Annotated in this window: 6 protein-coding genes; 3 read left to right on the top strand and 3 right to left on the bottom strand. The window is 31.9% G+C overall.

All coding sequences use genetic code 11. The annotated features are described in order from the left end of the window. Window positions 1-51: 51 nt before the first annotated feature. The 3 genes from GCL57_RS06805 to accD are packed head-to-tail and all read right to left on the bottom strand — an operon-like array spanning window position 52 to window position 5,393. Window positions 52-3,150, bottom strand: a complete 3,099-nt coding sequence (locus tag GCL57_RS06805) for an LPS-assembly protein LptD (RefSeq protein WP_152212607.1) — start codon at window positions 3,148-3,150, stop codon at window positions 52-54. Next, a complete protein-coding gene (locus GCL57_RS06800; RefSeq protein ID WP_152212606.1) occupies window positions 3,147-4,508 on the bottom strand; it encodes a bifunctional folylpolyglutamate synthase/dihydrofolate synthase in 1,362 nt (453 codons plus the stop codon). Before GCL57_RS06800 ends, GCL57_RS06805 begins: the two co-directional genes overlap by 4 nt. Before the next feature lie 21 nt (window positions 4,509-4,529). Continuing rightward, window positions 4,530-5,393 carry an acetyl-CoA carboxylase, carboxyltransferase subunit beta gene (accD, locus tag GCL57_RS06795; protein WP_152212605.1) on the bottom strand — a complete coding sequence of 288 codons (864 nt, stop codon included), beginning with the start codon at window positions 5,391-5,393 and terminating at the stop codon, window positions 4,530-4,532. 139 nt (window positions 5,394-5,532) lie between these two features. Here accD and GCL57_RS06790 point away from each other — a divergent pair, with 139 nt between their 5' ends. From GCL57_RS06790 to GCL57_RS06780, 3 genes are read left to right on the top strand one after another with little or no spacing between them, the layout of a single operon-like run. Next, entirely contained in the window at window positions 5,533-9,720 is a 4,188-nt protein-coding gene (locus GCL57_RS06790) for a translocation/assembly module TamB domain-containing protein (protein ID WP_152212604.1), read from the top strand. Next, window positions 9,707-12,856, top strand: coding sequence for a POTRA domain-containing protein (locus GCL57_RS06785; protein WP_152212603.1), 3,150 nt, complete (start codon window positions 9,707-9,709; stop codon window positions 12,854-12,856). Before GCL57_RS06790 ends, GCL57_RS06785 begins: the two co-directional genes overlap by 14 nt. 18 nt (window positions 12,857-12,874) lie before the next feature. Continuing rightward, complete coding sequence (locus tag GCL57_RS06780; RefSeq protein WP_152212602.1) at window positions 12,875-13,954, top strand: tRNA dihydrouridine synthase; 1,080 nt, start codon at window positions 12,875-12,877, stop codon at window positions 13,952-13,954. The last annotated feature ends 40 nt before the right edge of the window (window positions 13,955-13,994 follow it).

Here is a 13,994-nt window from a genome sequence, read left to right as displayed (position 1 = left end):
TGTTGTAAAGACTTTCGTTAAAAAACCATCAAGTGATATTCTTTTAAGCTTTTACCAGTTAGTTTTATCAAGCTTTTTCTCAAAACCAAAAAGTTTTAAGTTTAATGAGACGACATAAGTTGCATTTGATTCAGGTTCGCCTGCTGGTTTATTTCTTGCAAAAATAAGATCAAGGCAGTCTTGCAGATTTAAAAAAGAAATATTTTGTGTAGAAGCATAGCCACGCCCTGCAGAAAAATCTGTTCCTTGAGGAGCAGAAGGGTCTGTATTTTGAGCCCATTCATAGTTTAGTTTTAACCAATTAAAGGGCAAATATGTCACTCCATATGATTCTTGAGTCTTTCTAATAAATCTTTGAGTGTTATTAGGATCAAGAACATACTGTTGAGCATTTGCATATGAAAGCTTTAAGCCGAAAGGTAAATTAGCATTTGTTGAAAGACTTAATGAGTTTACTCTATCATAATATTGACTATATGCGGTTGTAACTGTTCCATCAATAGGTATAAACGGGGCTAAATTCAATGTTCCTGATGTAATAATATCTGTGTATTTTTGAGCAGGAATTTCAGCAACACCACTGCCTGCATTTTTATTTGCTTCTTTTGCAGTTTTGTCTGCAATGAGGTTGTAGCCTGTTGCGATTGATAGTGAGAGTGGAGTCATGCTCCAAAGAATTTCCTTTTCATAGAAATTACCTTCAGGCCAGATATAGTTTTGCTTTAATTCATAGGAACTCACTTTTTCAGTATAGTCATTCAATTCTTTTTTAGCCCACAAATCAAATATTTTTGTAGCCTCTGTTTCAGAAGTAAATTGAAAGATTCCTTTTGAATCAGGCGCAACTTTAAGATTTTTCTCTTTTATACTTTCTGTAAAAAATTTTAAATTTCCAACACCTAAATCTTGTGTGCTCGGAAGACGCAGAATAGGTGATTTGGATAATTGAAAACTTTCTTTTTGAATAGTCCAAGAAGTTTTTGCCCCTACTGTTAAAGTAGCATTGCTTAAAACACTATCATCAGAGTACCAAAGTTGATAAGTATTTGGGAAGTTATCGCTTTTTACGACGCTTGGTATATAATTAAAATCTATATAAGGGGTAAAATTTTGAGTAACGGTTATATTTTGTGAATTAAGACTTGAGTTATTTAATTTGCCATACATTGGGACTTCGAAATGGGAGCCATATTGTATATAGCCTAAATAGGGCTGATTAGCATTGTATGGATAAGAGTTTGGAAAATAATACTGTGTACCCGAACTTTTCACCGAAATATTTGCATTTATATAGTCATTTGATTTTAATGGAAGAAGAATTGTAGAAAATGAATTAAGTCGATTTCCTTTTGCATAGGGATCGTTTGGTCCACGTTGACTTCCTGGAATATATACGATTGATGTGCCTTGGGGAGAGGAGCTATTTTGAGCTATTGAAATAAAATTAGATCCATTTATTCGAGCTACATTTTCCCAAGAAGTTTCATTGCTAAATGTAAAAGGTAAATTAAAGTAACGGTCTGGAAGTAAATTAAATTCGATTCTTGGTAAGCGTATAGGAGTTTTTGACTGATCGTCTGCAAATAAATCTTGTAATCCTTGTCCTCTAACAGAAAGTACAAAATTATCTCCGTAATATTCAGTATCAATTTCTTGGTTTAGAAAGCGTCTTGAAGCAGGTGATGTATCTCCATAAACTGAGGCCAAAGGATTAATATTAATATTATTATCTGAGAAATCAGATAAATAGATATTATCACTTACAAACTGCCCATTTGCTTTAAGAGATCCGCTTTGCAGAATTGGAATATTTATTGAATTATTTGAAAACCATCTGTTTTCAGTCTCTGTTCCTCTATAACTTTGATAGCGTTCAATTGTAATTGGAACTGTCGATTGTTGGATAGCGCTTTCTATATTATTTTTATTAGCTTCCCAATTTTTTTTGTTAATTTTATCCTTTATAAACTTACCTTCAGTTTTGAAAGTGCTATTTTCTTCAAGACGTAGGCGAAAATCACCAGAAAATTGAGAGCCTCTTTCACTAAAATACTCATATGTTGCAGTGCTATCTGCATGAGGTCCTAGTGTGATAAAAAATGGGATAGAAATAGCTTGTCCAGCATTGTTACTCATATACCCACTTGGAATGAGAAAGCCCGTCTCTCTTTTTTCTTTTATAGGAAATTTGAGCCAAGGAGAGTAGAAAATAGGAATTGAAAAGAGATCAAAAGTAACATCTTTCATTGTAATATAATCGTTCACATCAACTGTTGTATTTTGTGAACTGAACCCATAAATAGGAGGTTCATTAAAATCACTGCACTTGCAAGGAGTGATTATTGAGTCATTCAATAAATAGGTTTCTTGATCTTTTTGAATAATCTGTGCCGCTGCAATTTTTACATAACCTTTAATGACAGAGAAATTTGCAAATTGATTTACTATTTCTGGATTCTCTTTATTGAACTTTTCTACTGCAGATCGTCTCTCTATCAATTTATTTCGAACTTTTTCAGGAAGAGATGCTAAAATTGCATTTGGTTGATATTGAGTGCGTGTGAGGCGCGCAAGCAATCGACTATACTTATTAGTAAGTTCATTAATTTTATTTGATATTTCATGAGAATTTTTATTTTTAATAATTTGTAAATTTTTTAAGTTTAAATATTCTTCACGTAAGGATTTAAGTTGATTCTCAAGTTCTTTTGTTCGAGAGTTCTTGGCTAAATCAAATGCTATTTCAGCTTTACTAAAACCGAGTGTCTCTTCTGATACTTTCAAATCTGAAAGTGATGGGTCTGAAAATATTTTAACATTGTCCATTCTCATTTGTTTTGTATTTACATCAATAACTATTTTCGAAGCCGTTATTTTTTGTTTATTATTAATTAACTTAACATCACCGCTTGCTGTTAGTAAATTAATATTTTTTTGAAAAATAATTTTCTTTGCTGACAAATAGCTATTTCCTAACAAAAAAGTAGCATCTCCGTCTAATATTATATTTTGCTCATTTTTATTGAGTGTTATATTGTTTGCATCATAGTATATAAGGTTTGGAATCTGTATATTATTAATCGGTTGTTGTGAATATGCCTCCAAATGAAATAAAAAAATAAAAAAAATTCTTAGGAGTTTATTTTTCACTCAATTCCTCTAAAAATAGATAATCTGAATCTTTGCATGACTGTTCCAATAAAAGCAATTGATCCTGTTATTACGAGCGGCAGATCTGAAAAATGATTCATGGCAGTTTCTAATGCAGTGTCTAAATTGCTAAAGTACTGACATGTTATATCGCTCTTTGCTGAAAGCGCAAATGAATCATTCTCTAAGCTTGAATTCTCGATGTGTTTAGAAAAATGAGAAATAGATTCTGCTCTTTCTGATTCAATTTGTGTAAAAATAATATTCTTTGAAATCTTTGGCATATTTTCTAAAGTTATTTTCCAATTTTTATCAATTAAGCTAGCAAAGACAAGAACACATTGCTTATCTTTATATTCAGATTGTAAATATTGATTTATAAAAAAATCAAAACCATCTGGATTGTGAGAAGCATCAAATATAACAGTTCTATTATTAATAGATCTCACATCAAAGCGACCTGGCCAAAATGTTTTAGAAAGAGCACTGTATATTTTTTGTTTTTCGAAGTTTATTTTTTGTATGGAGAATATTATTTTTTCGAGTTCATTAAGAGCTGTAAAAGAAACTCTTAAGTTTTTTAAATTAATTTTTACAAATTCAGGGTATTCTGTGGTGTTTTTATCTTTAATTTTTTTTAAAATATTCTCATATTTATCAGATATAAAGGAATTAGAATCTATCATATTTGAACCGATTTTTTTGCAAGCTTCTTTCGCACCCTCTAAGGCTTCAGCGTTGAGCTCTCCAAATATAAATGATTTATTTCTTCTTGATACATGTGTTTTATCATATGATATTTTAAAAAAAGTGTCTCCTAAATAATCCGTATGCTCCAAACTAACATTCGTGAGCACACTGATAATGGGAACTATTGCATTTGTGCTGTCAAATTTACCACCAAGACCTACTTCGCAAACTAGAAAATCGATTTTTTGCTGTAAAAAAATAATAAGAGAGGCTGCGGTGGAAATTTCAAAAAAACTAGCATCAGGCAAATATTTTTTTGAAGCAGAGATAATGATCTCTAAATTTTCTTCTAATAGAACTTCATCAATAGGAATACCATTTATTCTAATTCTTTCATTTGGATGGATTAGATGTGGAGAAGTGTAAAAACCTGTTTTTAAGCCATGCTCTCTCATAATTGCTTCAATGAAAGAACACGTTGTTCCCTTGCCGTTGCTACCTGTAATTAAAATAGCAGGGATCTCAAGCACTCCTAAGGAAATCCAATCAGTAAGTAATAATTGTAAACGGTATGCCCCAGGTATGATGGCACCTCGCACTCTTTGAAAGTAAGGCTCCAATGCGGATTTAACTTCTATTTTTTTTTCTAGAGGAAGTTTATATGCCATTGTTTTTTAAATTCTTAAAATTTACTTTCTTTTTTTTGGCTCTGGTGTGCATAAAATATTTAAAGTTCTAGATATCATTTCTTTCATTTCAGATCTTTTGACAATCCTATCCACAACACCATGTTCAAAACAAAACTCTGCTGTTTGAAAGTCTTCTGGTAATTTTTGACGAATAATACTTTCAATCACACGTCTACCTGCAAAGCCGATTGTTGCTCTTGGTTCTGCAAAATGAACATCTCCAAGCATAGCGTAACTTGCTGCGACTCCACCTGTTGTTGGATCGCATAAAACGCTGATATAAGGAAGTCCTGCATCTTTGTGAAGTCCAATTGCAGTTGAAGTTTTTGCCATTTGCATGAGTGAAATAAGGCCTTCGTGCATACGTGCTCCACCGCTGCTGCTTACCATTATAACAGGTAAACCAAGTTTGCGTGCACGCGTGAACATTCTCATAATTCTTTCGCCTACAACGGATCCCATACTTCCACCCATCCAAAAGAAGTCTAAAACTCCAAGTGCTACGGGTTTTCCGTTGAGCATACCCGCTCCAGTGATGACAGCATCATAACGTTTAGTTTTTTTTGCCATATTTATTAGACGCTCTTCATAGGAACGCCCATCATTAAATTCAAGAGGATTTTTGCTGCACAAAGTGTGATCCCACTCAAAAAATGTATTATTATCTATGAGCAGCTCAATTCTTTGTTCCCCAGGGAACCTGTGGTGATAGCTGCAAGATGGACAGACAAGATGATTTTCTTCTAAATCAGAAACAAGAACTATTTCAGAACAAGAAGGACATTTATTCCATACTCCAGATGGAAAAGATTTTTTCTCAGATATATCTTGAAGTTTTGCGGGTTCCCGCGATAGCCATCCCATTTAAGTCACCTCCTCGACAGAATGCAGTTGGTAGTCCATAACAAAGCCTAAGCATAAGGTCAAAACTTATGCCGTATCAAAAATGATTTCAGATGCTATCATATTAGATAGATGACAGCCCTAATGAAGGAATATCTGCGTGCTCAAGTTAATTAAGCGAATCATTTTATTTTTCATAGCAACCTTTGTTTCCATGAATGCCGCTGTTTTTTTTATCTTAAACAGTCAAACAGTTCAACATGCAATTGTTGAATATATAAATGTAAACTATTTTAATAAGCAAAATTTGGAATTGAGTTTGGGTTCCTTAAGTTTAAGTTTCTTAACGGGAACTTTAAATTTAAATGAGGTTTTCATTAAAGAAAACAAGATTGGCCAGAGTAAAAATAATGAGAATTTAGTAAGCATGAATCAGCTATCTGTCTCATTTAATATGGGTTCTTCTTATGTATTAAGAAGTTTAGTTATAAAGAAAGTTTTATTTAGAGGATTAACCCTAAATTTAAAATATGATGAAAATGGAAGTTTTGTTTTACCGAAATTTATATCTTCTGTAAAAAAAGAAAAATCAAGTGATGATCCTCTTGATATTCCAAATTTACTTAAAGAAATAATGCCCAAGATTCCTTTTGATATAGAAGTCATTAATATTGTTTTGCAGTTAGGAGAGTCAAATCAAAGAAATTTTCAAAGAGTTTCTATAGCGCATGCAGAATTAACTAAAATTATTGATAAGAATAAAATGCAAGCTTTCCATGTAAAGGCATTAATAAATGATTCTGCTTTTAAATTTCCATCAATTAATAATTTGATCTCTTTAAATTACTTAAATACAAATATTACTCTTTATCCAACCGGTGTTTTTTTTATTAACTCTCTCGAACTTAAAAGTAATTTAGCTGATTTAAAAGCAAGCATTAATGGAACTATTGAAAGTAAAATTGAAAAGACAAAGTATAAAGCAAAATTTGATTATATAGATATAAATGGGAAAGATGTATTTGGCTTACTTGATATGGAATCTACGGGAAGAGCAAAATTAGTAGGAAATGTCGAGTCTGGGAAAACACTTTTTGAAGATCCTACTTTTGAAGGTAATATACAATGGAATGGGATGTTACTCGAAGACTTCGATATTTATTCTGGAAGTGCTCATATTCATTATAATTCTAGAAAAATTGAATATTCAGACGCAGTTATTCGTACACCTTTAAATGGAATTATTCGTTCTAAAGGAGAGTTTCAATTTTATAAGAACTTCTCTTTTGAAAACTTTGTAAGTGTCGAAAACTTCACATTTGCTGAGTTACTTAAAGGGTTAAGAGTGTCTTCAACTCCAGTTGATTTTTATTTAAGTTCTGAAAGTTTAAAAATTTCTGGCGATATTTTAAGTAAAAATAAAATGAAATCCTTTGAATTATATGCAGAAGGTGTGGCAAAAGCGCAAAAAATTTATGTCAATACCTTCCCTGATCAGATTGGTAGAAAACCAATTCCTGATATAAATATTAATCTTGATTTAAGTGCGAGTTCATTAGGATTAACTTTGACAAAAACAGAAGGAATAACTAAAAATACAACCTCTTTTAATACAGGGAAATTAATTATTGACTATGGATATCTCGATTTCACACCAAAATCTGGAGTAGGCGTCAATTTTAAACTCATTGGAAAAAATATAGATATTTCTGCCGCTGAATATTTTTTAAAATTTCCGACGTCTGGAACTGCTGATTTTACAGGTGAGCTAAAATTAGATGAAAAAACAAAAGAAATTGAATTTTCTTCTCAATCTAAAATATATGGAGGAGAAATATTTGGATTAAAGTTTAATGACTTTAATGGGAAATGGGGTTTAAATTCAAAAGGAGTTTGGGTAAAAAATGCATTAATTATTTTAGGAGAATCTGAGAAAGAAAATAAATCAACATTGCATTTAAATAATTTCACATTTAATTTTATAGATATGAACTCTATTATTGAAGCTAATATAAATGGTGAATTAAATAATATAGTTTATGCTGCTCAGCACTGGTTACCAAAAAAATTTCAGGATGCAAATGGAAATATTCAGCATTTAAAGGTGAGTCAGAGTGGGCTTTTTTTTCATCTTTCATCATGGGATTTAAATTTAAAATCTCAAATTGACAAGCTGAAAATATTAGATTCGGAAATTCAAGATAGTAATATTGAACTCAATTGTAAATCAGGTTTATGTAAGAATTCAATTATATCTTTTATTGATATTGCAACAAATGATAATGATGAGAAAAAAAATGATGAAAACTTATCTTTTGCAATCTTTGAACTCAATGATTTATCTTTTGAAAATTCAGGAATACGAGCGAGAATTTTCAAGCTTCCATTAGGAATTTTTTCAAGATTTTTTGATAAAAAATTAACTGGAGTTTTAAACTCGAATGTTCAATTTAAAGGAAAATGGAATAAAATCGAAGGATTTGCAAATGTTAATGCGTATAATGTTAACATGGATGAATCCGAATTAGGTGATTTGAATTTGCAGATCTTACCATATGATAATAATAAGATTAAAATCGATTTAAAAGCTTTTAGCAATCAGTTTGATTTATCTTATGTCACTCAACAAGATTTAGAGGGAGTCGCTTCATTAGAAATTAATTTATATAATCTGAACTCCTTTTTATTTATAAAAAGTGAAACAAGATCAAAAAATAATTTATTTTCACAAGTTAATGGAACATTTAAGTTTTCAGGTCTTTCTCCTTTTTCAAAAGATCTTAAGCAAGACTGGTACCGACATTGGAAAGGATCTGGAATACTAAGTTCGGGAGTATTCCAAGTAGGTAAAGCAATATTTGAGTTAACCCATAATCATAAAATAGATTTTAATGGTGATGAACTACAGATGGATTCTTTCGCACTCGGAGGTAAAATTGGGAAAATTCAATTTGGTAAATCAAATTTGAATTTCGCAAAAAAAACTTTATTATCATCATTTATTGTTGATATAAATATAGGGAAACTAGATATTGTTTCCGATGTTTTTGGCCCTTCAGAAGGCGATTTAAATGGAAAATTTTCTATTTCTGGTTCAATTCATGATCCCGAATTTGTAGGCAGTCTTTATGTTGGTGCAAAAACATTATTTGTAAAATCATTACAACCTGCATTTACGAACATGAACGGTGATTTTATATTTAGAGGGAAAAGATTAGAGATACAAAATTTCTTTACAGAAAAAGGTGAAGGAAATATTACAGCATCTGGAAGTATTGATTTCTCGCCAGTTTTTTCAGAAAATCCCTCTTATCCAGAAATTTCAATAAAAGTATCTGCAAAAAAAGCGGACTTGAGATTACAAATTCCAATATTTCAAATTGCAGATCTTAATATTGATTCTGATTTAGTATTATCTGGCAGTGAAGTTCCTTACCATTTAATGGGTGAAATAAGTTTAAAAAAATTAAGACTGTTTAAAGACATAAATTGTCAAGCGATATCTAGCCAAATTTTTGCACTTAATAACACACAAGTTATCACGCGTTCTAAGCCATTTTTAAATTTAAATGTTGATATTCATGCATTGAGTAGCATTACAATTCAAAGTCAATGTATTCGGGGGCGGTTTTCGACTTCACCTACAATAAATGTAAGTGGTGACACAGTAGATCCTATTTTATCTGGAATGATTTCTACCGACAATGCAAGTTTAATATTGTTAAAAAGTAGATTTGAAATAAAAAAAGCTGATTTTACATTTATAGAATTACAGAAATACGATCCAAATGTTGATATTCAAATGGAAGCAAGAATTTTAAGTCATACAGTTTTGGCAAATATGAATGGTAGATTGACTAAAAGTCGATTAGATTTGAGTGCATCTCCGGCAACATTGGCGAATGGAGATAGAATCACGCAAGGAGATATTATTTCAATGATTACGACTGGGCAGGAGCCTTTACAAAGTTCCAGTGCGAATCTCCTTACGGCTTCTACAAGCTTTTTTTCTTTTGTTGGATATGGAAGTTTTTCTGACAACTCAATTTTAAATAACACTGTGAGTAGTGTAACAGGGGGTATTGTCGATAATATTACGATCGCTCCAACCTCACAGAATGGACAAGTGAGTTGGCGTGCAACTGCATCAAGATCATTATCACAAAGATTAAATTTAGGTGTTAGTTATGAAACAGGTGATATTGGAACAAGAAGTTCTGCTTATGCGAGTTTTATTTTTAACGAAACAGTAAGCATTTTTGGTTCATATGATAATTCAGCACTTACACAACAAACAACGACAACAGAATGGTCAAGTGGATTGAGGTTTCGTTTTGGCAGTCAATAAATTAAAAAAATTATTTTTTCTACTTTTACTGATGTTTACATCAGTATTTTTTAAATCAAAAATATACGCGCAAATCAATAAAATTACTGCAATTGGTTCCCTCAAAGAGCAAATTCCAGTAGAGATTCATTTTTATTTAGATGGAAATAACAAAGAACTTCCCGAAGATTTATTAAATGAGTTAAGTAAAGTACCATTTAATGAATTAGATGATGCTATAATAACTATGTTAATTGAAATTGGTTTCTATCAAGAAGTGATTGTTAAGAAAGCAATTTCAGAGGATAATAAACACATTTTTATTGTAAATGCTAAAATAGTTAAACGTATTCAAGATGTTTATTTTGATGGTTTAACATCAAATGAGAGTCTTGAAATTGATAGAATTATTTCTTCTCAAAGAGGCACTCCATTTAAAGAGTCAACTGCAAATGCGGATTCTAAAAAAATTGAGAAAGCTCTCATTCAGAAAGGATATCCTAATGCTAAAGTAAATAATTTTGAAATAGTTGAATTATCAGCAGACTCTATTCAAGTAAAATTTAATATTGATAAGGGAAACCCTTGCCATATAGCACAAGTATCTATTGATAAATCTCGCGCAAATATTTTAAATTTTTTGACTATACCAATAGAAACAGGTTCTATTTGTGATTTATCAGCTATAAATGAATCTCTTGATCAGCTTAAAGAATCTTATTGGGAGCAAGGTTATTTAGAAGCAAAGGTTAAACTTAAAGAAATATCTTATTCAGCAAATAAGGAAAATGCTAAAATAACTTTAGAAATCGATTATGGTAGGAAGACTACGTTTCAAATATTTGATGAAGATAGTCAATTGTTAAATAATGATTTTTTAGTTTCTAAACAGGGCTTAACATACTCCGATATTATTTTACTTTCAGATGCGGATTTGCATCTCATATTAACTGATTTTTATAAAAAGCAAGGTTATGTTTTTGTAAATATTAGTGATCCAGAGAGAATTGTGGATAAAAATGGTAATACAACTTTAAAGTTTCTCTTAAAAAGAGGGCCCTTTGTTAAAGTTGGTAAAGTAACATTCATTGGTACGTTACCAGAAAGTGATAATATTGCTTTAAATGAAATGGGATTAAGCTCAAGTTTTTTGACGGGATCAATTCCATTTTATCAAGAAAATTTAAGTATATATCGAGATAATTTACGAAAATATTTACTATCAAAAGGGTATTTAGAAGCTCAAGTTTCAAATCCTGACTATGTACCAAACGAATCAAATTCTGAAATGAATCTTGTTTTTCGAGTGGATAAAGGGATCAGGTTTGTTATTAATGAGATAACATTTCAGGGTGTACCATCTGATTTTGAGTTAAATAATGAGAAAATATCCCAAATATTTCAATTTGGTTCACCTTACAGTATTCAAACTATGCAGCAACTCTATGAAGAAGTAAGGAGACAGTTTTTATCTCACGGATACTTATATAATAATGTTAAAATTGAACATTCAATTCTACCAGAAAGTAAATTTGAAAAAAGAGTTGATGTAAGTGTAAAAATAGATCCAAGTCAAATTGTAAGAATAAGAAAAATCTATATTGACTCTGATTTTTTTGGAAAGGAATCTACAATCCTTTCTGTTTCTGGACTTGAAGAAGGCGATATTTTTTCTCAAGAAAGTTTTGATATAGCAAGACAAAGATTAATTCGGCATGAATTGTTTTCAACGGTCTCAATTGAACCCTTAGACGTAAATACTATTGATAGGAAAGAATTTAGAATTGATGTTGTTATTCGTGCTCGTTCTCGTTCAGGTTATACATTAGGTTTTTCTCCTGGATACGGCACTCTCCGCGGGTATACTTTTGGGGTTGATTTTACTTTAAATAGATTGAACAGCGATGGACTTAAGTTTTTTTCAACTGCGGCTGTGACACAGGAAAAACAACAACAAAATTTTGCATCAACTGAGACAAGACAGATTTTAGGAAAACAAATTAATTTAGGTCTTACAGAGCCTCTTTTAAAACTAGGTCCCATTCACACTCCACTGGATGCAACAGCCATTTTAGGCTACAAAGTTGCAGCTGAAACTCTGACAAACCGCGAGTATCTAACGTTTAATTTAAAAGCAGATTGGAAACCCGCATTTTTTGATTTAAATTGGAATATCAGTCAATCTTTTTTCCATGAGTCATCTAAATCCACTAGTTCTGAAAGTGCAATTGTCCAAGCTCTTGACAGCCCATCCATTGTTACGAGGGAATTAACAACGAGTGTAACAATTGATAATACAAACAACCCTGCATGGCCAACAAAAGGAAGTAAGCATAATTTATTAGTCAGCTTCGCACGTTTTGGCTTAGGTTCAGATGTTCAGTACAATCGCTATTCTGGTTCAACAGATGTTTATTTTCCAATTTATAAAAAGTTAAGTGGCGCTATAACTCTTGGAGGAAATTTTGTAATTGATACAGTAAATAAGAGTGGGGACACGGTAACCCCTCCTGCTTCTCGAAGAGCCACGTTAACGGACACAGCTCTTGTGAGAGGTTTTCCTGAAACTTATGGCTCCACAGCACCAGGCCCTTTGCTATGGATTCATTATAACCAACAAAATAGTTCTTTAAATTGTCAAACTCAATTAGCTTCTATAGGTGCTACAAATCTTATTTATTTAAAGGCAGAAGCACGTTATCGATTGAATGAGAATATTGGTTTTGTAGCATTTTTAGATTCGGCAACAAATTATTTTACTCAAGCTGAGGTCAATGACATTAACCAAGTCATTGCTAATAAAATAGCAAGTCAAGTTCAATCTACGACTGAATGTGTTCCCGATGCGGCGGCCTTAATCGCTTCAGACTCAATTAATTTGCAACGATCTGACTTTATTAAACAATATTGGAAGCAAGCCTACGTTTCAACAGGAATTGGATTTCGTTTTATTGTGAGTAATTATGCGACAATTAGTTTAGATTACGGCTATCCATTAAAAGATCCTTCCTCAAATGAAGCTGGTTGTGTATCACCTTCTGATGCATTGAATTCATCAACAGCACCAAAGTGTGTAACGAGAATTCAGAACTCTTCCTACTTCGATACTATTAAATTTAGAGGAGCTTTGCATCTTAAAGTGGGTGCACAGTTTTAGAATTAATTTGGAGTCATAATGTCAGAAAATATCCCTTACGAATTAAACACCCGTTTTAAAAAATTGGGGATCGATTTTCCATTTATGATTGCTCCAATGGTGGGATTGTCTCATGTAGCATTTAGAGAATTAATAAAAAGTTATATTCCTAAAAATTTAAATGCGCTTCGTTTCACTGAGATGCTATCCACACGTAGAATACCAAATGAAAAATTAGAAACAACAAATGAACTTAAAATTGCTCATAATGAAACATATTTTATACCACAGTTACTTGGAAATGAAGAGAAATTTATAGCTCCCAGTATAGAAAAATTAATAGATAAAAACCCATGGGGATTTGATATAAACATGGGTTGCCCCGTTTCACATACTCTAAAACACAATTGGGGTGTGAGGCTCATGGGCTCTAAGGATTATGCATCTCAGATAGTAAGAATTGTAAAAAAGTATTCTAAAATTCCTGTAAGTGTAAAATTACGTGGAGGAATTGGGGAAGGAGAAGATTTTGAATATCTTTATTCTTTCGTTTCTTCTTTAGAAGATGCTGGAGCTGATTTTCTGACAATTCATGCTCGTACGCGCGCACAAAAGCACAGTGGCGATGCAAATTGGCAACTTGTTGCAGACGTAAGAAATAAATTAAAGATACCTATTATTGCGAATGGAAACATTCAGACGGCTCAAGATGCTATTGAGTTATTAAGAATTTATGGAGTTGATGGGGCTATGATTGCGCGTGCAGCAACCGCTCGACCTTGGATTCTTTGGCAAATTTCTGAGCTTTTAGGAAATGAAGAGACTCCATTAGGATATGAAGGTTTTAAAGCTCCTTGCACCCCAGAGGAAGAAGGTGCTGAGTATATCAAGGCATGTTTAAAACTTATATCCATTATGTCAGATTATTTTCAGAACGAAGAATACATTTTAGAGAAATTTAGATTTTTTGCTGCAACGGGGGCGAGATGGTTTCAATTTGGTCATCACTTTTGGCGTCTCACAATGAAGGCAAAAAGCGTTCATCAATTAAGAGAAAGTATCATTGATTTTGGGAACTCCTGCGAAAACCCAATGTCTACAAAAATAAAAATGATATAACAATTTATTTCCTATCCAAATGTCAAAATTTGTTCTCATA

It is taken from the genome of Fluviispira multicolorata (assembly GCF_009208585.1).
Taxonomy (GTDB): Bacteria; Bdellovibrionota_B; Oligoflexia; order Silvanigrellales; family Silvanigrellaceae; genus Silvanigrella; species Silvanigrella multicolorata.
This window is presented reverse-complemented; position numbering and strand designations above follow the sequence as displayed.